This window comes from Bacteroides stercorirosoris (genome assembly GCF_900142015.1).
GTDB lineage: Bacteria > Bacteroidota > Bacteroidia > Bacteroidales > Bacteroidaceae > Bacteroides > Bacteroides stercorirosoris.
The window spans coordinates 1-25375 of sequence record NZ_FQZN01000050.1; the positions used below are offsets into that span (position 1 = coordinate 1).

Sequence of the window (25375 nt, forward strand, 5' to 3'; positions counted from 1 at the left end):
CAACACCGGTTTCTTAATCAGTAAATCAATCATCGATTGCATTCCTTTCGGAAAGCGGGTGCAAAGGTAAGAACTTTATCACATAACTTCCAAATATTTTCGGAAGTTTTTTTCTTTTTTCTTTTCGACTGCCGTATTCTTGATTGGAATTAGGGCAAAAGAAAAGAAAAACGTTAGCGTTCTTACACCGTTTCTGTCAGAATGTCAATTGCAAGGCTTACCATCTCTTGGAAAGCGGATGCAAAAGTAGTGGATATTACAATGCACTCCAAATATATCTGACACTTTTTCGCAGGTTTTTTGAAACAATTTGGTAACTCGTTGATTGACAAGGATGTTGCAGAACATAATTTTCAAGGAGGGCGTGGATGGGTACAAAGCACTATACATAATTATATATCCGTGCGCGCGAAAGGGGCGAAAAAGCACCTGAAAAAGATACTATTATAAGCATATCCAGATATGCTGCATAGCAAATTCGGTATAAATTCGATTAAAATTCGGTGCAAATTCGTTTAAGACCATAGTTTTAAAAACCGCAAAACGTCCTGTAGCTCATTTACAAAACAAAATGTAAGCCTTTTGCTGTTGTTAACACAAAACGAAATGTGATTTTTCATTTATTTTTAGATAGCATTTAAATACCTCTTAAAGGGAAATTAAAACATAGAATTCTTACCTTTGTAGCAGATTGATTTTTAATCAGTCTTATTTTGTCGTTGTCCCGCCCTGCCAGTGATGGTAGGACGGGATTTTCTATTCTTTTGGAATCACCTCCAACATATTGATCGGCTGTATCGCATTGTTACATGTGGCCAGACCGACAATCCTGACATATACCTCACCGGTAATGGTCACTTCCTTCTCAAGCCACCGGCCCGTATTGTTTCTGAAATCATACCCATCCGGTTGCGGGAACTCATGCACAGTCTCAGAATCAGTGCCATATCCCGCCGTCACAAGTTCATAACGCGCCTGCTTACCCTCTGTATTCTTGTTTGTCGCAATCGTGGAAGCGAACAATCTGAACCTGTAATTTCCGGCAGGAATCTCAAGCTTGGAAATCCATTTCCCGTCGCCCCAATAAGTCGCGTTGTAAGAGCACCTCTTGAGGTATTCGTCCGGATAATCACCGGAATTGTTGCCCGTCACGGCTCCCTGGTTGCCATTCTCCACCAAGTTGTTATTGACGGCTACCGCATAAGTGCCGAAGACGGTCAGGTAACCGGCGGCGGACATGTCGTTCCACAGCATATTCTGCCGCTCGTTAGCCCCTATGCCGATTCTCGCGCGGTTAACCCCCGGAAGCTCATCGAATGAAACGTATTTGTACGATACGCCGTCATCCGAGTCCTTAGGATGCCAACCAAAGGACAATAACAGCTTTTTTGTAAAAACGACAAGGCTGATATTACCGGATATAATAGAAGATTCACTCTTCGAGTCCTTCACCTGCGCATATACCGTCTTAAGCCCGGTGCCGGAAGACAACGTAAACGTAATGGCTTGGGAAGCGTCATATTCAACCCAACCCGCCCCCGCCATGGTGCCGCTTTCGGACAGCCGGTAATGCGTCGGGGCATTGGTCCCGGAGATGTCCAGGGCTATTAGCACTTCCCTGTTGGAAGTCTCAGAAGCTCCGGCATTAATAATAACCGCGCTAAGGCTTATCGGCCGGTACTTATTATACCGGATCGTATCGGCCTTGACAGCGGATTCAACGGCCGTACCGGAATTATCCACGCCTTTCACCTGCCCGTATACTGTTTTCAAGGCCGTACTGTCAGACAGGGTAAACGTTTTCGCCGCGCCCTCTCCCCAGACCCGGTAAGACACCCCGGCAAAGGCCGGATCCTCGGACAGCCGGTAATGCGTGGGAATACCATGCAACTGGAAAAAGACATTTACATCGGGTTCCGTGGTCTCCGCGTCATCATTGTTCACATAGATGTTGGTAAGCTCCAGCGGTTCATAAGGATCGCGGTACTCCAGTGAAATGCTCTTTACATTGGATTCCGTATATTGGTTCTTGACTTGGATATAATAAGTCTTATTTCCGAATCCGCCCGTAATGGCATAAGGCAGGCTGAGGTCTTCACCGACGGGCAGCCATGCCGCTTGTGCGACGCCTTCTTCCGTATCGGCTATTCTCACATGCGTGACCTTGCCGATAACATTCAGGTTGAAATGTATATCCGCTCTCTTTACCACACCAAGCTCAGCCTCCGGGATTGTGAGGTCACGGATATATACGTCGTTGCCCTCCGGCTCTTCATTCGATTTATATTCTTCAACCAGCATGAAGTTAATCATAGAGGACTTGCCTAATGTGGCGCTTAACACATCGATATCCAGCATACCGTTGACAGGCCGGCAATCTTCGATAACCGCGAATGTGGACTCGTTCTTGAATATATTCAAGGCGTTGGAGTATATCTCGCCTACGCGAATCCGTATTGTATTGTCAGGGTTGCGTGTCGTGGTGGAAAACATGCTGACGGTATACCGGCGCTCGTCGTTCAGGTTTGTCAGACGCAGCCTGCCGGCATGGCTGTTATCAGCGGTACCGGCAGGTATATCCCAAGTGGTGCCCGTGACCTCATCCGGGGCTATTTCCAGCCCGGTCCAGCCAAAGTCTTTGCGGGCGCCGTCGAATTTCACATTATTACCGTCCTTGACGGAATGGATACAGACAGGTGACAGCCGCCCGTAAGTGTCCCGCAGTTGGAACCGGGTGCCGTAGCCTACGTCCTTTTCATTGGGATTGAGGATGTTATTCCATAGTTCATCGGTTATCTCCACATCCGGGCGCCCGAAGTTGACCTGGTAAACCGCTTCTATATTGGCGTAATTGCCGATAGTGTTGCCTACGACGATATTCTCAAAGGCGTCCATCGTCACGCCATATTCAGACACGATGCCTGTACCGGTGTACGACAAACGGATGCTGGTTTTCTTGCTGTAATCCTGCAAGGAGTTCTCGGGAATAGAAAGATGGATCAGCCGATGGTTGCCGGAATCACGGGATACAGCGGTAATCAGGCGTTCGTTACCCTCTTCTGTCAGCAAGAAATCCGCTACGGCGGCAACCGGTATCTCATCAACCGGGAGGTCGAGGGTCATCGTTATCCTGGTGCCTATCTTGTTCGTCACGGCATAAGTCACCACCGGCGAACATTCTTCCGGGAGAAGGGTACGGGTATCCAGCACATTGCTGTACACGCTCTCGCCGTTCAACCCCACAGCCCGGAGTTTATATTTATACGCCGAACCGGTCTTCAGGTCGCTGTCCGTGTATGCCTTTATACTGATATCATTGATTGTCGTCAGGAGGCTGTAGGTATCCGATTCATCACCGCGATAAATCTTATAATGATGGAAATCAGCCACCCCTGAAGGGTAATTCCAGGCAAGCGTGATGCTTGTCGCCGTCCGGGAGGATAGCCGCACATTCTCCGGAGTGGGAATTTCGCTGTAAGTCTTCGCACTCGTATAATCGCTCATACTGCCAAGCTGGTTACCCTTGACAGGACGGATACGGTAATACTTCGTGGAGTCGGGAGCAATGCCGGAAATCGTCGCCTTGTTTTCGAGGCCGGCATTGATAGTCTTCAGCAAGGTATATCCGGTCTCCGGCAAGTCTGAAACGAATATCTGGTACCCCGTATCCTCCGTATTGGTATTGTTCCACCACAGCTCGATTGTTGAACTGTTGATGGTGCGCGAAGTGAAGTTCTTCACTTCGGAACGAAAGTCCGGTTCCGGGGCCGCATCAAAGAAATAGTATTCCGGGAATTCGGAAACATTGGTTATCAGCGTTGCACGGATAATGTCGAGGATTTCTTCATCGCCACGCACCCCATGCCGGCCCTCTTCGGTATAGTCTATATAGTCGCAACACGCCTCCGCCTGTTTCCAGGCGTTGTAAATGGAATATCCCACTTCATACTTGCCGGTATTGGCATTATAGCGCTCGTACTGCTGCGCCTGCAACTTGTAGCCGTTAGAAGAGGTTATCGCCTTGACAGGCCCGGCAATGGGGAAATAAGGATTCTCCGCTGAAGTGGGAAGGACTACCACCTCATCGCCCTCTTTAGGATTAATCGGATAACTGGCGGCGCCCCGCGCATAAGCTCCACGGGTCTTCACCACCCATTTGCCACCCTCGTACCGTTCATGGCGGGCGGAAGCAAGCCCCGTGCGGGCTTCGTCATTGCCAAGATTAGCCGGGACAATCTCCGGGTTCGTGATATCCGGAACGTAATTCGTCACATGGATAACCTTGCTGATTCCTGCCGGCAAAGGTATCTCCACGTCGGCAACGCCCGTATTGATACGGTCATTGTACCATACGACGTAGGCGCCCTTGTCCTCGTTTACTTTCTTGAAACAGAATATCATAATCTTGCTGTCGTCGAGGTACTTCCGGCCGACATGGATATAATCCTTCAGCCTGTAACGCATCGTGGCCGCATACCAATAGGCGCGGGAGATGGGATAACCGCCATTGGCTAGTATATTGCCGAACATGCCCATGGAAGCGAAGCCGCCGCGGGCGAAGGTATGCTCGTATCTCCCGATGGCGGCATACTTGGCGCCGGGGGTATCGTCCGCGCAATCATCCCAATGCCACATCTCCGTACCGGGACCGGTGCCGTATTGCCCGGCATCGAAATAGTCATTCTCGCATTCCGTGCCGTAATAGTTGATCTGGCTGAAGCCCAGGTGCATCAGGTACATGGACGTGCGCACAATATAGGCTCCCTTGACGTCGGAACGGTGGCGGTCGGGAATGAGCCAGTTCCCTATATAGCGGCCAGGGACGGAAAAACATTGCAGGGCGGATTTCGTATCCCGACCGCCGGACTCGCCGAAGCCGCACTCCGTAAGCCAGATTTCCTTGTTGGGGGCAAAGCGGTTGCGGAATTCTACTATTTTCTGAAAGCCGCGCCCGGTATTCCCGTTCACTTCAAACTCGTAATCGGCAGGAACGGCATACTGCACGTCTTCACCGCTGCCATTGTTCTGGTTGCCGGTGTTGGCGAAGTACTGGTGGACATTGATCACGTCCACGGGGAAGCCGCCCTTGGGGCGGACGGAGTTCCACCTGAGCATTTCAGACTCCCAGATGCCGGGATGGATGCCGGCGTATCCGGGATGGATGGCCAGCAGATTCGGGTCGGCGGTCTTCAGACCGAAGAAGCCGTTTCCATCCTCGTCTTTCATGGAGCCCCCGTTGCCGTCCGTACAGGCGGACGCGATCGCGGCATTTTCTTCAGGACGGTGAAATTGGTGGAAACCGTCCCAGCCACCGTCAGGCTCGTTGCCCCACTCGATCCCGGATATAAGATTCAAGCCGAACCCTGAGCCGGAATCATTACGAATCATGCTTGTATTGCTGATATTAGAATTATTCCCATACTTGGCGGAAAGAGCATAGACCAGACGGCTGAGAGTTTTGTATTCGTTCGGGTCATAGGTGTGGCTGAAATACCTGTCAAGACCGCCGACGCCCTTGATCGGAAGCGGTTTCCAAGGAGCGTTTGGCAACCAATAGGAATCAAGAGGACGCCAGTGGGCGAAAGTATCGTCATAAACGCAAGGCTTCATCTTGCCACCCTTGAAGGTCATGAAAGGCTTTAAGCCGAAGCGGGCGTAGGTGTCCCGAAAATGCTCCTCAAGTTCCTGGCCGGTGCCGTTGTTGCCGGAAACCCAGCCGCAATTGTCAACATCGAAATTGGAGGTAGCTATATTCTCCCAGACGGCTTTACCGTTATCGGACGGAACAAACCATTCGTGATTGATGAACAAACGCGCATTGGAGCCACCGCACATGGATTGGATGCGCCCCTGGTGATAGAGCTGCCCGTTCGTGCAGAAGAACTGGTCAACCGTACGTTTGACAGTTGAATTTCTTAGAGGCTCATAAATGCCTTCCGGTTTCTGAGATATCGGGCGCCCATACAGGACGATGTTGTAAACCGGCTGGATGGTCTGGTTGAATTCAGCGAATTTCAACGGCCCTTCGAAGCCGTCAGGCTCATCGGGATAGGAGAGGTTGCCCACATGCATACGGTCGAAAGACAGCTTGATAAAACGGGCATGAAGCCCCCCGAAGTTGACGATTCCGTAAGCGCTCCAGGTTATAGTGATATCACCCGCCTTCTCCCAGTCATAACCGATATCCCGCATGACATAGACGGACAGTTCAATCTTGGTAGTGTACAGATAAAGTTTATCCAGATTATATTGGGAAAATAAATCAATATAGATGTCGTAAGGAATGCCGCTACGGCTGTACAGGCCGCCAAGGAAAAAAGTCTGATAATTCTTGAAACGCTCATCGATATAGCCGTCATCCTTATAGACATTGTTCTCCTGCTCGTCAATCAGACCCTCAGTCTCCGCGGACTGTTGGGCCACGACATTCATTTTCGTAAGTCCGATACGGTAAGCCTTAGTGGTATCTTCACTGCCGAGCGTCTTGAAGTACACAGGTTCTGATGCTTCAGAGGTGTATTTGATGCCATAATTGGCTTTGACGGACTTCAAATAGATGTAGTATTCCTTGTCAGGCGTAAGACCCGGGATGTTCAGGGTCTGCAATTCACCGGGAGACAGAGGGGATGGCGGATTATCCACCTTCTTCAGACCGCCCCAAACCGTAGCCTCATTGGCATCTACAAGGCTGTTCGCATAGCGGATGTCGTATTCGGTCACCTTGTCATAGATATTATTGGCCCAGGGAGCCGTCCACTGTACGTTGCAGGAGTTGGCGTCGGAATAGATGACCTGAAAGTCAACGACCTTCTGAGGCGTCGGATATTGGATATCTCCCAGCACGGTATTGCTGTGCATATAAATCACGTCCCCTATCCGGTGATAGCTCAACAGCGCTATAGTATCCCCGTTTAAAGGCAGGTCAACCGTGCCCCTGATATTATCGGCAAGGGAGATCTGCTTGAAACCCGTCTGGAAAACAAGGATCTTGCCGGAGCTGCCGTCCCTTGTGTTCTTGATTGACACGTTATAAATGATGGCGTTGCCGGACAGTGTCACTTTCGCATAGGGCGCCCTGGAGAAGTCAACGGTGATATCATTGCCGGTGAACCCCACATCGACAAATTGCTCAAGGCTGAAGGTCTTGAACACGTCAAGGTTCAGGGGCTCGTATTTGGCGCCCGCCCAGATATAAAGCGCGTCTCCGACCTTAAAAAGGCCGTGAGTGTCCGCACCGTTCGGATGGGCGGCTTTCAGATCGTCCAAGGTGTTATAACTGCCCAATATGATGAAATCAAGGCTCTGACCCTTGTCGCCGTCACGGCCTTTCAATGAGGATACCGGAACGGCTACCGTACGCTTGACGCCGTTCAAGAACTGCACGCCGGGAAGGGAACGGATGCCGTCAAGAGTTTCGGCGGAAGGAACGTTCTCAACCTGGATGGAGGACTCTTTCAAATACGGACCAACCAGGGCGGCAAGGTCGCGCAAGTCTTTATCGGATAATTCGTCTAATAGTCCCATAGTTATGCATTATTCATATTTTTTATAAAGTTTGCCGTCACGGTAAAAAGACAGGCTGCCGGGTTGAAGGACGCAGTCCCTGCTCGAATCAAGCTGGTAGATGCGGCACGAGCCTTGCGTCAAGGTGATGCCGGAGCCTCCTATAAGGTCCTCAATGTTCGCGCCGCCTGCGCCGTAATAGGCGGTTCGGACCAATTCGTGATTCTTGTTGTAGTCGCGCATGCGCAGGCGGGGCAGGTAGGGCATGTCGGATTGCTCGAGGAAAGTCATTTCGCAAACCGTGTCATTGTTTTCATTGAACATTTTAAAGGAGTTTGTTTCCGGGTCGATCTCGACGCGCCTGCCGTTTAAGGAAGTGACCACCTTATTGGTCAGGACCTTACCGGCAATCAGCGTGTCAACGTCTATCAGCTCCAGGTTGAGATACCCGCCTACAAGGACAGCCTTACCGCCGGTGGCGGCATTCTCGACAAGCTGCGCGTAATTGGAATAGCCCAGCTGCCGCGCCACATCGTCCTTGGCCGTCATGCTCGCGTTGCCGAACGCCTGCTCGTAAGCCGTCTGGAAGTCGGGGGCGAAGCTCTCGAAGGTGACGATGCCCTTCAGGTTGATGTGCGAGGAATCAAGGAAGATGCCGTCGGGCGTCACGGTAAAGAGGGAGATGGCCCTGGTGCCGTCCGGCCAGCATGCGGAAGCCCAGATCCTGGTGCCGTCGGCAGTGGTAAGCCAGCCGCTGTCCCTGATGGTATTGTTGATATTGTCGATGGAGGTCACCATGGCTTTGATGCTGCCCGCCATCTGGGTAAAGGTACTGTTCACTTCCTGCTTGAAGTCATCCAGCGGACGGTTGGTCAGCGTTACCAGGTTGATATGGATATCGCCGGTGAACTGTATCAGGAAGTCACCCGTACCGTCCCAATTGCCGGAGAACTCAAACATGCGTGCAGTGCGGTTGATGGCGATGGAGGCGGTCTTGTATAGTCCCTGACCGGAAAAGCCGCAGGTCAAGGTGCCGCTGCCGGTACAGATATAACGGAGCGATACATAGAATTTGCCGGATTGTGCGGGCTGCGTAAGGTTGGCATTGGGCTGCTTTACGTAGCTGTCTTTCAACCTGAGCCACAGTTTGCCGTCATAGGTCACTACGCCGGCAAGCCTGCCGGCATCGGAAAGGTACTCCGAATTGGCCTGCAACAATTCCTCAGCCTCCAATACCTGCACGTCGTCATCACGGACCCAGCCCTCCATGTCCTTCACGAAGGAGGCGTTCAGAAGGTAGTTGTCGGTCTCGTTCAGGACGTATTCCACGCTCTGAATCTCCGTCTTGATCAGGTTCTCAAGTATCTGCAACTCGGTGGCTATGTTGACACCGGTTTTCAGGATGAAGTCACCGACATACCTGTTGCCCTTCGGAGAGGTCACGCTGACCTCTTTGCCTGCAAGGGAATAGCTGTCGATATAGGCATACTGCTTATAGGACGGGGCGTCAGGACCGTATGCGGACAGGACGATCGCGTTCATGCCGGATTCGTCGCTGCGGTGCCCGAGCTGGCAGATGTCGTCACCGGATTTAGGAAGGTCGCTACCAGTATCGCAGTCGGTTTTTGATAAGTCAATGTAGTCATCGCCCACGGCGGTGACAAGGCGCCAGTAATATTTCTGGCCGCTACCGGTGAACACCTGGCATCTGGCCTGGGCGCCGGCAGTGAATTCCTGTTCAACTTCATACCGGCCTGATTCATTTGCCCCGCCCCGGTCAAAGTAGCAACGATAGGCGTCATCCTGTTCTTCAACCCGGACGCACTTCATACGGGCGGGAGACAATACCAGCTCACCGCCGATATGGCGTAACGACTCGATGACCAGTTCCTTGAAGACGGCCTTCATACGCACGAAGAGCTCGTCAACCTCAAGGTAGGATTTGCCGGTTAGCGGGTTAATCTGGATGGCGGCGCCGGAACCGAGAGCGCCAGGAGAAAAGGGACCCAACTCTATACCGGCTAAAAACTTTATTAATCCTTGGGCTACATCCGGATACTTCTTACTCAAGTGTTCCGCACGCGAACGTAAACCGGAAAATACATTATAGTTGCTTGGCTCTTTAGTATCCCATGTCTTCAAGACATCAATCATGATCTCTTCCCATTTCTGACCTATCACATACTTCAACTCATTAATGCTATTGTCCACCTGCGTCTTCCACCCCTTCCCCACCTGGTTGCTGCATTCAATCGTAGCAACCGACAGATTATCCAGTTTCCGCACCACCTTCGTCATCCGACTGTCCCGATAGCCGATCTCACCGAAATACTCATCGCTCAACAGACGTACATTCTGACCGAGCACCAGCGGCACACTATTCTTATCTATATAGATATAATCCGTGTCGCCGCCATACTTTGAGATATCCTCACTGAATTTCGCCAGATAGTCATCCACAGCGGCTTTATAGTCCAGTTCCGCCTGAGTCTCATACTCCACCGGCATGCGGAAGTTCCAGGGAATATAGGTATTCCCAACGCGAGGTATCAGGTTCCCGCCAGGTATCTGCGTTTCATCATCAGGATATATGTTGATGATTTCCCATTCTTTAGTGTCGGAGTGGTAATTCGCCTCGAAGTCACGCCCCGCAAGATCACCCGTCTGGAAGGACACCTGTTTCACCAGCCCGCCAATCTCATTTTCTTTTGAAGAAGGGTCAAACGCCATACCGGTATCTTTGAAATAATACACAGTGAATTTCTTTCCGTCATCCCCCGTCTTCTCTTCCGTACGAACCGAAGTAACCGTTCCCGTATAGTGCGGAAAAATCTCAGCGAACGCCGCTTCCTCCACATATTCATATAAGCCATACTGCGTATTCCTATCCACATACGTGGATTTATCCGGAAGCTGAAGACGGGAATAACCATACCGGCTACGGTCGATGTTCTTCGTCGAACCCAAAGGAATCAGCCTCGTGAAGAACTTCACGTCATTGCTGTTCTCCGACTGGGTAAGTGAAGTCAGCCCCTGCATATAGCCAAGGGAAACACGTTCTCCACGTTCGCAGCGCGACAGGTTCATCGTAAATCCGTCCGCCCACCATTCCGTCTCGAAGGCTTCCGCCATTGAAGCCAGCGCGTCCCAGCAATTCAAGTTGTTGTATTCGATCGTTTGATTGGGAGCCGCCACCACGTCGCCGATGCTCCAGACTTCACGCCCGTAGATGCGGTTCATATTATCCACCCACTTCTTAAGGTGCTCGCGCGGACTGCCATCCAAAGAGAACTGCACATCATACTGCCCATCCGTCAGGTTCAGGTACATCACCCGCTGAGCGTCATGCTCCGGACCGTAGAACTTGACGGAATAGGTATATTCCTGAGTCGATTTTTGTTTAGGCTTATATTCCTTATTAATAGAAAACTTTATCCCCGATAACAGCACATAGTCGTTCACGTCCAGAGGAACATAAAAAGGATGGGTAAAGCTGGCGGACACGGCATTCTCCGTCATCAACTCCGTGTTCCAGGTTGATGAAGAAGACGTGCTGACCGTCAGTTTCAGTTCTCCGTTCTGATTATAGATTTTAAGCTCCATTCAAATACTATTTAATCGTCATTTAAAAACTCCGTGAACCCTAAGTCACTCCACGGCGAATCCCGGTTTCGGCTCCCGGAACTTCACTTTCCAACGCCCGATAATTCTGCCGTCCGTGGCATCCTCCAGAACTTTGGCATCCGTTATTCCTTTATAATAGAAACGGTATGCCGTCGGCAATTCCTTCACTTTCAGGTTCACCCAACCCGCACGGATGGCTTCCATGAATGCGGCGCGGCGGGTGTTGTATTCCGATAACGTCGAAGCATACACAGCTATATACAACGTTACATCCCGTGCCTTGTAGCGGGGTGAAGGCAATACGTCCGGAAGTTCCTCGCCGTCACGCTCCCGGAATTCCACAGTGGTGTATTCTTTCATCTCCAAAGGCTTCTGCAATTCCCCGAAGTTGAAGCTATCATCCACCTTGTCCTCGCATAGGAAAGCGAAGTAATCCGTCCAGGCATCCACGCCGTTGATGGTCATATATCCGGTTAAGTTCATCATACTATTTTTACTTTTGCCCCGTCACGTTCCTGCCGGGTGATGATTTCAAGAATATCTTCAAGCAACTTACAATAAGCCGTATTCTCCGCTATCTGCACGAATATCTCATGGTCCGCGTCACGTCCCTTCTTTAGTTCTTCCAATAGTTGGTGCATCCCGCTTACGTGATCCTGCACAGACCTTCCTATTCCTTCCAGTAAAGTCCCCTGTTCCTGGCTCATGGCAGTATACGCTCCGCTTCGCCCTGATTGTGAATAACCGTCCTCATCCGGCTTGAATATATCGAATCCCTTATCTTTCGCCATCTGCTGATAGGCCTCCAGCAGCGCGTTGAAGTCCCCCTGTTTTCCAAGAACTTCATCCGTCATGCCGCCCAGTAGTTTTATATACTCTTTGAATTTCTCATCGGCGGACAGGTCGGCATTCTGCGTCACGGCCAGCATCTTCTGCTGTGCCTTTTCAAAGATGTCGCCGAATATTGTGGAATAAATCATCTGTTTGCCAAGGCTCTCCAACATTTCCGACACGCTATCGTAATAGGCGGTGGCGGCATCCGTGCCATTGGCCCACGAATCCACAAGCGTATCGGTTAGAGTGCCTCCAAGCTCCCCGAATATATCCGTCAGGTAGTCCCTCACCTTTTCCACCGCTTCTTGGTATGCCTTCCAGTAGTCCGACATTTCCTGCAGGTACTGCTGGTTTTCCTGGCTAAGTTTACCGAAGGTGTCCGAGCCTATGAACTTCTCCAGCGCATCCTGATTCACGGTACCGTCCGCATTGAACAATTCCGGTACGGCATCTTTCAGGGATGAATATTTAGCTGACCTGAACCAGGTCTTATGCTGTATCTTCACCTGCATGTTCGCGATGGAATCGCCCAAAGACTTATATGTATTCTTCAGCCCCATGGCCTCCGCCGTCGCTCCCGCAAAGCCTGTGAATATCTTGCGGTTCTTGATCTTGTCCAGCGTGCCGTTATATCTGTCCAGGGCTTCTCTGGCAAGGTCCACATTCTTGATGGCGTTGCCCCACAGGTCATCACCGAATATGCTTTTCTTGTCGGTGGATATCTCAGCGTTCAGTTTGACCAGTGCCAGCTCATAGTTCAGCTTGGCCATTTCCTTGCGGAATTCCTCCATATAATCCGTACGTTTGAACAGGCTTGCGATGGCGGTCGCCACTTTCAGGGCCGCCGAAATGATAACAAGGATGACGGAAGCCTTTTCGACGGTCGACATGGATTCCGCCGCAACTTCAGTGGTGCCTTCTATGGCCTCCGCCGAATCTTCCGACAGTTTGGTTATGCCGTCAATGATACTCAGCGTAGACGTGGATATGGTGCCGGCGGTCTTGATGATATCACCGGCCACGTCACCCACGGAATTGCCTATATCATTGAAGGAATCTTCCACATCCCCCAGCACGCGGTTCAGTTCCGACCATTCCTTAATGCTTTTCTTGTTGTCCTTCTTATCTTTTCCCTCTTCCTTATTATTCGTTTTGCCGCTGACCGTATTCTTCAATGTAGTAACCTTGGCACGCTTTGTTGCCAGCCCCTTGTCATCCGGATTCAGGAATTCCGCCCGCTCCAATTCCCGTTCCGCTTCCACAAGCAGGCGTTGCAGTTCTTCGAGGTTGAGGTTCACCACATTGGCCGCCCAGGACTTGAATACTTCCTCACGGGCGGCGAATTCGTTGTCAATGTCCTCCAAAGCCTTTTCCTTCTGATAATCTAGTTCGCTGAGGGTTTCATCGGAGGCGCCGCCTTTCTGCAAGACATCGCGCTTGTCATCGAAACTTTTCTCCGTGGATGTGCGTTTGGTGATATATCCTTGGAATTGCTTTGCGTATTCTTCCAGCTTCTTACGTTCCTTTTCGGTAGCCTCTTTATTGATTTTATCCAGTTCACCTTCATAAATAAGAAGGGCGGCGGCACGTTCGGTGCTTGCATCGTTCTGAACTTGTTTATATTCATCCGGGCTCACCTTCTTACCGCTTTGTTTGGCACGATCCAGCTTGTCCTTCAGTTTCTTCTCCTGCCGGTCAATGCGTGACAGTTCTTCCTGGTATTCCAGTTTAGCCAGTTTACGACGCTTTTCGTATCCCTCCTGCATCACTTGGACGGTAGCGGCTTCCAGCTTCTGCCGGGCACGGATGCGGGCTTCGGCAAGTTCAGTCTGGTAATCCTTTTTATCGGTACCGCCGGTTGTCTTTCCGTCTCCGTTATCATAGACCTTCAGGTTTTTACGGGCTTCCTTTATCTGGTCGGTCGCCTTTTTGTATGTTTCCACCACGGACTTGTCAATGCCCAGGGAAAACAGGTCGGTACCTTCTTTCGCAGCATCGTCCAGAGTCTTCTTTACATCGGACTTGATTTCTTTCAATACGCCTTCTGCACGATCCTGTTGCTGTTTCCAGTAGTCGTAAGTCCCTTCTTCGGGCTGAGGAAAAATCTTATCTGCCGCTATCTTTTCAGACATGCTTTTCATTGTCTTATCATACTGAGAAACATTTTTGCGCAAATCATCCCATTTTTGGTATTCTTCTTCCATAGCGGCTTTTTTTTCCTTGGTTCTCCGCTTGAAACCTTCCAATTCAGCCTTTGGCCGATTGCCTAAATTAGCATCGGACTCTTCACCAAAGGCCTTTTCATATTCAGCTTTTGCCTGCAAATAGGTTTTGTATTGTACCTGTCTTTTTAGCAGTTCTTTATCCCTTTGTGATGCAACTTTCTCCAGCCTCTCTTCTTGTGCCCGTGCAAGTGCGGTAGCATATATTTGTTCTTTCAGTGATTTATATGCAGCATCCAGTTTACTAATATTGATATTTTCTCCATTTATGACACCTGCGTACTCCGGATATCGCTTTATCCATTCGTTGACGGCAGCCGTGCGTTCCTTCGTTGATAAGGATGTGCTCTTCAGTTTGGCATACAGGATATCCAGTTCTGCCCGTTCTTTCTTGATACTGTCTGACGCTTTCCTACGCGCCAATGCCATTTCCTGCTCAGCGGACAATAAGTCAAGCGTAGCGTCTTTAGCCTTGAACAGCCCCTTCACCCATTCCCCGATCTCCTTTCCATACACCACCGTCAGCGTGATAGCCGCCGCCATCGCCGTCTGCCAGGAAAACAACGACGTCAGCAACTGTTTCCAGATGGGTGTCGCCTTCTTCCCTGCGGCCGTCATCAATTCGTATTCCTTCCGTGCCGATGCCACCGCATCCGTAAACATCGGAATGTTATTGGATATCGCCAGGAAGAACATCTGCGGTCCCATCGCCAGTGCCGGAAGCTCGCGGGCGATCTGTTGCATGCTCATCTTGACGTTGTTCAGTTTCGGGGCCGGGTCATAACGCATGATCGGCGTGTCGTTGCTCTCCTGTTTGGCCACTTCATACTTCATCAGCGTTTCCGTCAGTGAGCGTACCTGTGCCTCCAGTGCCTTTATCTTTGCCGTATCTTCCGGATTGACAATGCCCTTTGCCGCTGATTCCAGCGATTTCTGTCTCAGTGAGTCTATATCCTTCTGGATATTGATGATAATGGCCTTCACCCTCTCCCCGGCACTCTCCATGGCCCTGATTTCATCCGTAATGTACCCCGACAGGTCGATATCCGGCTTCACCGGAACTTCCGCTTGCTTCTTCAGGCGTTTCAGTTCTTCCTCCAGCTCCACAATCTTGCCTTTCAGTGCCTGTATGTCCGCCAGGTCGGAAGGCGAGGAAACGCCCGTAGACAACGCATCCTTGAATGCGGACTGCAGGCCGACCAACTCCTTTTTCAGGATATTGATAACCTCCTGCATCTGCGTCTCCAGTCCGGTGATGTTCCGTTCTGCCGACTGCATACCGCTGCGGGTCCTGTCGTCCAGGAATATTTCAAGTTTTATGGGTTCCATCTCAGTCTTCCTCTTCTAATTGTTGAAAATAACTTAGCGGGTCAATACCTTTCTTGTTTCCAGAAGAAGCGGTTTTGTTATCTTCCGCCTCCAGCTCACGCAGGTACTCCAGCGTGGTCTTCTTCCGTCCGTCCACATGGCAGGGGTAATCCTGCCACATCAGCATCAGTGTCGGGTAATTAACGCCCCGCTTGATGTAGTTCACACTCCATCCGGTATCACGCGCTATCTGTCCTATCAGTCCGAACGGGCTATGTGCGGGTTCCGTGTACCCCTTTAACTCCCGTTCTATCTTCTTCCTTGGCTCAGGTTTGGCGACATCAGGTTCATCACCTCCGCCAATCTGATAATATTTTCTAAAGGGACAATATTCATGGTGCTGATGGCGAGCATCCAAGCGTCTTCCAGCGCCGCCGGATGCATGCAGTTCCTCAGCATCCACGCCACCGGACGGTTCAGCAACCGGCCCAATATCCAGCCCCGGACAATGCCGTAAGCCACCATGCGGCTCACCGTCTTCGTATGCTTCTGCATGAACTCCAGCTTTTGCTCGAAGGTATATGCCTTCAGGTCATCGTAGCGAACGCCCATCTTCAGATACATACCGGTCATGCGGGTACGGCTTTCCAGGTTAGGAACCCGCAGCACCCAGCGGATGTATCTGCCGCCAAGAAGACGAAGCGGCAAAGAAATGCCGTTGTCCGCCAATACCTTTGCCGCTAAAGATTCTGTTTGAAAATCCGCCATGAGTGTAATCATTCAGCGGGAACCACCGGATTGCCCGTATCAGGATCGATACCTTTAGCAAATATCTTCAGGCGTTTGCCATCCGCATCTTTAAGCAACTCGATATTCAGTGCCAGTGCCAGCACTCCCTGCGAGTTGATGCCATTGGCAAAGTCATTGCCTGTCACTTTCGCATTGTAGAAACGGATAGTTTCACCGCTGTCGCAACTGATATCCATCACACCGGTCTTTTCCCATTTTTCAGGCGGTTCCCAGTTGCCTTTGGCATCTTTGGTACCTCCGATTGTGTTTACCAAACTTTCCGTAGACAGGTCTATCAGGTTACAGGTAAACGCTTTCTTGCCCGGATTGCTGGTGATTGTGGCAACGGGACCGTCCTTCACCTGAGCTGCGTATACGTCTACCTGTGTAGGGGCAGTGCCTGCCGGTTGAAGTCCTTGTTCGTCTATCCATCCGATTACCTCACTGGCAAACTTCACTTGGTTCAATCCATATATTGCATTCATAAGTTCTCTGTTATTTAAGTTCTGTTTAATCGCCGTCCAATCAGTATCAGAATAAGAACGATAACGGCTATCCGTCCTATCCATATTTGGAACCATTGCCAACCGGTGGGTTCTTTTATCACCTCCGGAGGCAGTTCCTTTACCTCTTCCGAAGTTTCATTCCTGATCCGTACCAGTTCTTCCGTCAGCAGAATCACCTGCCGTGCCAAGCTGTCACATGTAGCGGTCACTTCAATGCTGTCTCCCGATATCCGGGTAACATTCACCGTGGCCTGCCCGCTGCGCTTACTGAAGCCCGTCCCTATCGGTATAGCATTCAGCATCCCCGTCGGAAATACGGTCTTCGCCATGCTGGGCGGTACCGGTTCCTGTAGGAGCGCGAACCCTCTTCTGCTTTGCAGGCTGTCTGTGCCGCTGACGGTCCGTGTCAATTGTCCCGGACTTTTGCAGCTCGCTGCGGATAGGGCAATCAGCATAATGCTTGCAGGTAGAAGCTTTCTGGATAGTACGGTTAAGTTCGCGCACCGCCTTGTAAAGTTTGATATTCTCATTCTGTAAGTCTATTAATGTTCCCGACAAGTTGTCGTACATTTCTTTATAAGCGTCGTTCCGCTCTTTGGCGGCGATTACCTTATTGTTCTCCCGATGTCTCAGCCATGCCCACAAGGAACCGGCAATGCCGCTTGGCACAAGCCATTGGAGAATCTGCATTATCAAGTCCGAGTTCATGGCTAATCACTTTTCACTGTTCGTTAAACACTAAAGCAAGTTCCATCCTGCCACTACGTCCGCCATCACAGCCGGTACCCCGTTCTCCACCCGCGACATCGCGGCGGCGAAAGCGCACATCGTTGCCCGGTCGTTCACATCGGGCACGTAGCTGGAAGGTACCTGCATTTCCCTGCATACACGGTTGATATAGCCGGATGTATTGTTCTCCACAGGCGGCGCCCACCGGTTGATGAAGTCGGCTATCGTGCGGCAGCCGTTCAATTTCCGGTAGTTCTGCAACAGCTTCAAGCCTGCCCGATATCCGTAAGCAATGCTTTCAAACTGGCAGAATGCCCTATCCTGTGAGGGCCGGACTTCCCCCTGCCACCGGGTGGTGGCAGAGAGACGGATGTTCAGCGGATTGTTGTTGCGTAATCCTCGTGCACCCATCGGTTATGCCTCCAATTCACTGTTAGGATCATCAGGCGCCGGATTGTCTGCGGCGGCATTGGCGGCGGCAGCTGCGGCTTCACGGCGAACCTGCGCCCAGCGCTTTTCCGCCGGAACGGCCTGGTCCTTGCTTTGTGCCGTTGCGCCGTCCCAGCTATAGATGGCGCCGAATGCTTCCAACTTCTTAGGCAGCACGATGTAGTGATGGCGGAAGTTTACCAAACTTTCCTGTGTGGTCGGGTTGGTACGCGCCTCGCTGTAATACATCTTCGTGCTTCCCTGCGCCTTGAACATGCGCGGACGGTAGAAAGAGAAAGAACCTTTCAGGTCGGTAGCCGCCGGAGTGGCATTGTATGGCACCTTCACGCCCGCTTTCGTGTAGTACGGGCAATTCACATACGTGTACACCTCGAAACCGAACATGTTCAGCAATTTTCCGGAGGTGTAGTTGTAGTACTTGTCCTTGAAGCTCTGGTCGGCTTCCAGCAGGTCGTTCACATGGTCGGGGCAAAGAACGAGCACACGGCCGTCTTCGGGCACCTCCATGTTGTCGTAGGCACGCTTCAGGGCTATGATGTCCTTTACAGTCAGTTTCTTGCGTCCCGATTCGTCGGCCGCGCCGCTGGTTGCGATAACCGGTGTTTTGTCCGTATGGCTGTAGGGAGCCAAGGCGTGGGCGGCTTTCTTGTACTTTACTGTAAGAATCGCGTTTCCATGACGTTCCACGTCAGCGGAATATTTGTCGAAAGACAAGGCGTAAAGCTGGTCGTCCGTCACGCGGGTGGCTTTCGTCTGGAACTTGTCCAGGCCTACCGGCACGTCGCTTTCCGTCAAGTCCTGTACGGGTATGGGATAAGTCGTATTGTTTACCAGCACGTCCGGATCGCCGCCCACGTCCACCAGGTGAATCACTTCGTTGTCCACCTTGGCGGAATAATCCGGAATACCATTCAGCCAGTCCGCCTTCAGTCCGGCATTCAGACGCTTTATCAATTCTCCGGTCCACACCTCCGTATACACGCCTTCAAAAGCGGCGCCTGCAGGCATAAACTTTCCAAGTACCAGGGGCACGGCTGCCGTCGCCGCCCCATAAGCAGGGTCGAACCCCACAACCGACGCCAGAACCACGCCCATCAGGACGTTGAACAGCGTGCCGCAAACAAATTTCAAGATAGAATTCATTCGATTTGATTTTTAATTGTTAGTTATTAATTGAATTTCGGACATTCAATGCCGTATTCCGCCTTGTACAGCGCACGGTATTTGTCCGGTTCGTTCTCACGCATCAGCTTCAGCTGCCCTTCGGGTACCTCGCTGAGCTTGTTCCATTGCCCGGTTGCCATGCCGCCGCCCGTTGCGCCGCCGCTGGGATTGATCAGTTGCATCGGTTTGGTCACAGCCGCCATGCTGTCCAGCGTCAGTTTCAAACTTTCAGCGCCTATTGTCTTACCCAGGTTGATGAAGTGGTCCTTCTTGTCGGCATTGAACTTTCCAGCTTTGACGGCGTCGTCCACCATCTGAGTGACACCTGCCAATTTCATGGCATCCAATTGCGTGCGCAGTTCCGTATTGGCGGTCTGATATCCCAGCAAGATGCCAACCTTGGCGAGAATTTCCGCTTCTGTCGCCGTCTCCGGCAGGCCCAGCTTCAGGGCGATAGCTTTGAAATCTACGTTCATAGTCTCTTCTGTTTTAGAATTATTGTTGGGCGGAGCTTCTCCGCCGTTAGTTTTCAATAAAGGAAGGGACGGGCAGTCTTCGCCTACCGCCAGCTTCAGTTCGTTACCCCGATAGCTGAGTTGCACGATATTGTCGTCATTGCCGCCCATATCCACCATGCTTACTTCAAGGAGCTTGCATTTGGTCACCGTAGGACGGGTTTGTCCCGGCTTCAGGAGTTCGGGAGCGTCGCTCGTCTCTATTACTTCAAAGTAGGGGCTGCACATCTTCAGCGTGTCCTTGTCAAACTGTTGTTTCAAAATTTTTGATTCATCCCGCACCTCATCGAAGTAAGGCTCCCCGGTCACATCCCTTCCCTCTACCCGGAAATCCTTGATGCTACCTATTATTTCTCCACGACGGTGCATATACAACAGCAAGGGGTTTTGCCGGTATTGCCCGTAATCGATGCCGTCGGTCTTCACCCACGTGCCGAAGCAGTTTAAACTTTCACTTGATATCCTGATTCTTTTTCCCATGATTTGCGTCTCATTTTGGGGCAAACTTACGGCTACGCGCACAACCGCACAAAAAAGTGTGCAACGGTTGCGATGAAGCGTGCAGCCTGTCCGCAATACTTTGTAACCCCTCCGCCGTTTTTTCGTCGCCCGCCGCGAGCTTCGCAACTTTGCCCTATAATCAAGCAGCAAGAAGGTATGGCAAAAGACATGAGCAAACAGAAAGCGGTAGCCAAACACCTCTACATGAAAGGTACGCCCATCATGCAGATCGTGGAACTGACCGGAGTGACCCGGCAGTCCGTCAGCCGCTGGGTGAACCAGGAGAACTGGAAAGAAGAACGTGCCGCGCGTGAGATGAGCAAGGAGTCCATCACATCCATGACTCTCTCCAAACTGGGAGAAGCCATCGAGAATACGGATGCCGATGAAAAGAGCATCAGCCGTATGACCGATTCACTGGTGAAGGCGGCAAAGGGCATTAAGGAAATCAACCGGAACACCAACATCGTGAACAAGGTGGATACCATTATCGAGTTCGAGAACTGGCTGGTGGCCCATCGCGAGGAATATCCGGAAGTGGATGACAAACTCATCATGCTCATCAACCAAATGCACAGCGACTTCATGAGCATCAAATTCAAGCAAAAATGACAGCGGACGAAAAGAAAGAGGCCCTCAAACGGTGGGAAGAGCATTGTAACCGGTTGCAGCGCATCACCTCGAAGCGCAAGCCGGAGACGGAGGCGGAACGGAAGAAGAATATCGCCCGTGCCCTGAAGGATTATGAGTATTTCTGTCAGAGATACCTCAGCCATTACTGCCAGTGCAAGAACGCCAAATTTCACAATGATGCCGCCCGTTACATCGAAAAGCACCCGGAGATGCGTGCCGTCTTCAAATGGCCGCGCGGCCATGCCAAGTCGGTGCATCTGGATGTGGGTATACCGCTTTGGCTGAAATTCAAAAACGAGCTGCACGTCATGGTGCTTGTAGGCAAGAGCGAAGACAATGCCGATGCTTTCCTGGGAGACCTCCAGGCGGAATTGCAGTTCAACCAGTACATCATCGAGGATTTTGGTGAACAGTACAACGCCGGATGTTGGCAGCAAGGCGAATTCGTCACCAAGGACCTGTGTGCCTTCTTTAGCCGTGGTCGTGGGCAGTCGCCACGTGGACTACGTTTCCGTGAAATGCGTCCGGACTATATTGTGGTGGATGACTTGGATGATGATGAAATGTGTCGTAGCGAAGCACGTGTACGAGAAATGACCAACTGGATAAAGGAGGCCCTTTTCGGTTGCTTCGGCGGGAAGGAAGGAAGATTCGTTATGGTGGGAAACCTCATCAGCAAGAACAGCGTATTGCAACAGATGACCGACAGCGACACAGTACACACCAGCACAGTATATGCCATTGAAAAAGACGGGAAACCTGCCTGGCCGGAGTGCTGGTCACTGGAAGTACTGCGCAGCCGCGAGAAGTTCATGGGCTACCGCAGTTTCCAGAAAGAATACATGCATAACCCCATCACTGAAGGAGCCGTCTTCCAGGAACGCTGGATACAATGGCGGCGGATGCTGAAACCGTGCTATTATGAAAGCCTTGTGCTCTACATCGACCCCTCTTTCAAGGACAGCAGCAAGAACGACTACAAGGCCGCCAAACTGTGGGGACGCCCGCGCCCCGGACTGAAATCTGCTAAACGCTCCGAACTGCACTGCCTGCGCGCCTTCGTGCGCCAGTGCAGTGTAGGCGAAATGGTACGCTGGGTATATGATCTCTGGGAGTCCCTGCCCGAAGATGCCGCCGTCACCATCTACATGGAAGCCAACTTCATGCAGGACACCATACTGGATGAATTCGAGCGTGAAGGCAACCTGCGGGGCTACCAGGTACCCGTCACTGCCGACAAGCGCAAGAAGCCGGACAAATTCGCCCGTATCGAGGCCGTCAGCCCGCTATGGGAACGTGGATTCGTGTGGTACAACGAGAAGCTGAAGACCGACAACGACATGAAGACCGGCATTGAACAGACCCTCGCCTTTGAGAAAGGAAGCCGCGCCCACGATGACGGGCCGGATGCCGATGAAGGCGCCATCTACAAATTGCAAAAGCAGATACGCGAAGAGAGTTTCACCCCGCGCATGGGATTGAGGCAACCGCCGTCACAGTCGTGGTGACTTCGCAAATTAAAAATTAATGATTAAAGATTAAAGCCATGTTCATCACGAAAGAGGATTATATACAGATAGGGGAAGATGCTTTGAAAATTATGCAGCAGAACTCTGAAGAAAACCGCAAGAGAGCGGAGCGGCGTGCCTTGTCGCGCATTGCCGCTGCCCTTGGCGGACGTTATGACGCAAAAGCGGCCTTTGCTATGGAAAACGAAGAACGTGATGCGGAACTGGTGGGATGTGCCGTCGACATTGCGCTCTATCACATGTCCGCATCACTTCCCGGCAGGATGGGAAATGATATTCGTAAAGAGAAGTATGAGAAGGCTATTGAGTATTTGAAAGATATCCAGAATGGCCGCGCTACCCCTAATGTCCCCACCATCACCGGACCTTCCGGCGAAGAAGACTACCACAATCCGGTCCGCTACGGATCAGCAACCAAGAACGATTATATCTGGTAACATTATGGCAACAAAAAACAAAAGACAAAATCCCGTAAAGGTGGGACGTGTGAATCTGGATAATCCGGCCGAACTGAAACGGGTGACGCAACTTTCCGTCAACCTGCAACTACAGACCGAAGCGCTGACCAAAAAGGACCTGCGCACCTGGCGCAATGCCTGGCAATATGCCATCAATGTGGACTACCCCAACCGTGTGCCGTTATACAACGTATACGGCGACGTGGAAGTGGACATGCACCTCACCGGCTGCGTAGGACAGCGCAAAGGCTACGTCCTGAACAAGAGCTTCCGCATCGTAGACAGGAAGGGCGATGAGAATCCCGACCTGACGGCCGTCTTCGAGTCTCCATGGTTCAAGACCTTTATGGACCTGGCACTGGACAGCATCTACTGGGGGCATTCGCTCATCCAGCTGGGAGATATCATCGTAGTGGACGGCATCCCCGCATTCAGCAACGTGCAGTTGGTGCCCCGCCGCCACGTCATCCCGGAATACGGCGTACTGGTGGTGAACCAGCAGGAAAGGTGGCAGAACGGTTACGATTACCGCAACTCCGAAATGGCGGACTGGGTGATAGAAGTCGGTGCGCCCAATGATCTGGGCCTGTTTCTGAAGTGCGCCCAGCATACCATCCCGAAGAAGAATGTCTGTAGCTTCTGGGACATGTTTTCCGAGATTTTCGGCATCCCTTTCCGTGTGGGGAAAACCACCAGCCGGGACGCCAAGGAACAGAGCCGCATTGAAAAGATGCTGGGCAGCATGGGCGCGGCAGGCTGGGCGCTCTTCCCCGAAGGAACGGATATAGAAATCAAAGAATCCACCCGTGGCGATGCCTACAACGTATTCGACAAGCGCATAGACCGGGCCAATTCCGAGCTTTCCAAAGGTGTACTCACCGAGACCATGACCACGGAGAACGGAGCGTCGCTTTCGCAAAGCGAGGTGCACCTGGAAGTGCTGAAGAACCTGATCAGCAAGGATGCCGACAACCTGCGCGACATTATCAACTTCCAACTCATTCCGAAGATGATAAAGCACGGTTTCCCGTTGCGGGGATACCGCTTCGACTGGTATGAAGGTATCGACTTCACGCCTGAACAGCAGGTAGAATACGAACGTCTGATACTGGATAAATACGTGGTAGACCCGCAGTACTTCATTGACAAGTATAATGTGCCTATCATTGGGGAGAGAGAGGCGGCGCCTGTTGTGGTTCCGGGCGCCAATAATAATGACGATGACAAAAAGGACAAGAAAGACAAAGGAAAGCAAAAACTCGTAAAACCTTTTTTCGACTAAGCCCCGATGATTACGCGGGGCTGCACAAACGGGCATGCCTGTCTTATTTCGGAGGCAAAATGCAACTGGATAAGAAAGAAGAAGAGGAAGAGGCGGGCGCGGATACTGCCAGCGTAGAAGCTGCCTTCGCCCTGCTTATGAAGTGGTTGCACCGCCAGCCGGAGTTTACGCCGGAGATGCTGAAGGATGAAGAAGTACAACAATTCGTCCGTACACACGCTGCCGTACTGGATGATGCCGTAAACTATTCCATCCGCCAGCGTCCGCTGGACGACATCAGCGTGCAACGCCTGAAGGAATCGAATTATGTCTTCTCCGGCTTCAAGGCCTTCCACGAATTGAATGAGGCATTTCCTTCGTTGCTCGATGCTGACGGCAACCGGAAACCCTTTGAACGCTTTTTAAACGACGTTCAAAAGGTAAATGAGAACTATAATAAGTACTACCTGAAAGCGGAATACAACTTTGCCATGGCATCCGCCGACATGGCCGCCAAGTGGCAAGGCTGGTGGGATGACGAAGACCGTGACCGCTATCTGCTGCAATACCGCACCGTAGGCGACAAACGGGTACGCGAAAGCCACCGGTTACTGCACAACGTAACGCTGCCCATAACCTCCAAGTTCTGGGACGAATATTTCCCGCCGAATAATTGGAATTGCCGCTGCACCGTTACCCGTGTCCTCCGACGTGATTATCCCGAAAGTAACGAACAGGAAGCCATGTTGGCGGGCAGCCAGGCTACGGCGGGGAAACACCAGGAAATGATGCGGTTCAACCCGGGCAAACAGATGGCATGTTTCCCGGCATACAATCCGTATACCATCAGTAAATGTAAAGACTGTCCCAATCGCCCGGGAAAGCTGAAGTTGGCGAAAGTGCCGGACAACGAGCTGTGCGCCGCTTGCAAGGTCATCAAGGGGATGACTACGGAACGGAAGAAGATACAGGAGCAGTACGAAGCATACGACGAAGCACAGTGGAAGAAAGAACTTTACGACAGTGATAACGGAGGCTATCTGGTGACTGAGAAAACCCGTATAGAAGCGGGCGGACGCAACAAACAGGAACAGGCCAAGTACGACAAGGAACATGAGATGTGCCTGACCTTTGCGCGTGCCGGATACAGGATAGAACATCTGGGAGAAACTCCAGGCATAAGTTCACCGGATGTGACTATAAATGGAAGACCGGCTGATCTGAAGCGTACCAAGGGAAGCGGGAATATCGTGAAATATGGGGTCAGTCCGAAAACCCTGTGGGTATGTTAAATTTACGCTGTCAGTTTGCATAATCTAAAAATAAAGAATGGTATATCTCCGACTCCC

16 protein-coding genes are annotated in these 25375 nt (G+C 51.4%); 5 read left to right on the plus strand and 11 right to left on the minus strand.

Annotated elements, in window-relative coordinates; genetic code table 11:
• Positions 1-756: 756 nt before the first annotated feature.
• The 11 genes from BUC01_RS23060 to BUC01_RS23115 form a co-directional block, all read right to left on the minus strand.
• Positions 757-7524 (minus strand): fibronectin type III domain-containing protein, encoded by a 6768-nt coding sequence (locus tag BUC01_RS23060; RefSeq protein ID WP_073315004.1) that lies wholly within the window; start codon positions 7522-7524, stop codon positions 757-759.
• Positions 7525-7533: 9 nt separating this feature from the next.
• Positions 7534-11106: a hypothetical protein gene (locus BUC01_RS25635; RefSeq protein ID WP_175560908.1), complete on the minus strand. Its 3573-nt coding sequence runs from the start codon at positions 11104-11106 to the stop codon at positions 7534-7536.
• 45 nt (positions 11107-11151) lie between these two features.
• Positions 11152-11613 (minus strand): hypothetical protein, encoded by a 462-nt coding sequence (locus BUC01_RS23070; protein WP_073315006.1) that lies wholly within the window; start codon positions 11611-11613, stop codon positions 11152-11154.
• On the minus strand, positions 11610-15512 hold the full coding sequence (locus BUC01_RS23075) for a hypothetical protein (protein WP_073315008.1): 3903 nt from the start codon (positions 15510-15512) through the stop codon (positions 11610-11612). Before BUC01_RS23075 ends, BUC01_RS23070 begins: the two co-directional genes overlap by 4 nt.
• Position 15513: 1 nt before the next feature.
• The gene (locus tag BUC01_RS25985; protein ID WP_243462716.1) at positions 15514-15954 is read right to left on the minus strand and encodes a hypothetical protein; all 441 of its coding nucleotides are present in this window, start codon (positions 15952-15954) and stop codon (positions 15514-15516) included.
• Positions 15955-16267: 313 nt separating this feature from the next.
• Positions 16268-16765, minus strand: a complete 498-nt coding sequence (locus tag BUC01_RS23090; protein ID WP_025834918.1) for a hypothetical protein — start codon at positions 16763-16765, stop codon at positions 16268-16270.
• Between the two features lie 14 nt (positions 16766-16779).
• Entirely contained in the window at positions 16780-17088 is a 309-nt protein-coding gene (locus tag BUC01_RS23095; RefSeq protein WP_034524687.1) for a hypothetical protein, read from the minus strand.
• Positions 17051-17494, minus strand: a complete 444-nt coding sequence (locus BUC01_RS23100; protein WP_025834920.1) for a hypothetical protein — start codon at positions 17492-17494, stop codon at positions 17051-17053. The genes BUC01_RS23095 and BUC01_RS23100 overlap by 38 nt, the downstream gene beginning before the upstream one ends.
• A gap of 30 nt (positions 17495-17524) precedes the next feature.
• Positions 17525-17926, minus strand: a complete 402-nt coding sequence (locus BUC01_RS23105; protein ID WP_025834921.1) for a hypothetical protein — start codon at positions 17924-17926, stop codon at positions 17525-17527.
• A 3-nt stretch (positions 17927-17929) separates the two neighbouring features.
• Positions 17930-19108, minus strand: a complete 1179-nt coding sequence (locus tag BUC01_RS23110; protein ID WP_244895784.1) for a hypothetical protein — start codon at positions 19106-19108, stop codon at positions 17930-17932.
• A gap of 26 nt (positions 19109-19134) precedes the next feature.
• Positions 19135-20124, minus strand: coding sequence for a hypothetical protein (locus BUC01_RS23115; RefSeq protein ID WP_025834922.1), 990 nt, complete (start codon positions 20122-20124; stop codon positions 19135-19137).
• 177 nt (positions 20125-20301) lie between these two features.
• Between BUC01_RS23115 and BUC01_RS23120 the strand changes: the two genes are divergently transcribed.
• Genes BUC01_RS23120 through BUC01_RS23140 form a run of 5 tightly spaced genes read left to right on the plus strand, consistent with a single transcriptional unit; the run spans position 20302 to position 25318 of the window.
• A complete protein-coding gene (locus tag BUC01_RS23120) occupies positions 20302-20757 on the plus strand; it encodes a terminase gpP N-terminus-related DNA-binding protein (protein WP_034524690.1) in 456 nt (151 codons plus the stop codon).
• Positions 20754-22286: a hypothetical protein gene (locus tag BUC01_RS23125; RefSeq protein WP_073315010.1), complete on the plus strand. Its 1533-nt coding sequence runs from the start codon at positions 20754-20756 to the stop codon at positions 22284-22286. The genes BUC01_RS23120 and BUC01_RS23125 overlap by 4 nt, the downstream gene beginning before the upstream one ends.
• Before the next feature lie 38 nt (positions 22287-22324).
• Positions 22325-22744: a phage protein Gp36 family protein gene (locus BUC01_RS23130; RefSeq protein WP_025834926.1), complete on the plus strand. Its 420-nt coding sequence runs from the start codon at positions 22325-22327 to the stop codon at positions 22742-22744.
• 4 nt (positions 22745-22748) lie between these two features.
• Entirely contained in the window at positions 22749-24047 is a 1299-nt protein-coding gene (locus BUC01_RS23135) for a phage portal protein family protein (RefSeq protein ID WP_073315012.1), read from the plus strand.
• 59 nt (positions 24048-24106) lie between these two features.
• The gene (locus BUC01_RS23140) at positions 24107-25318 is read left to right on the plus strand and encodes a phage minor head protein (RefSeq protein WP_083595491.1); all 1212 of its coding nucleotides are present in this window, start codon (positions 24107-24109) and stop codon (positions 25316-25318) included.
• Positions 25319-25375: the final 57 nt, after the last annotated feature.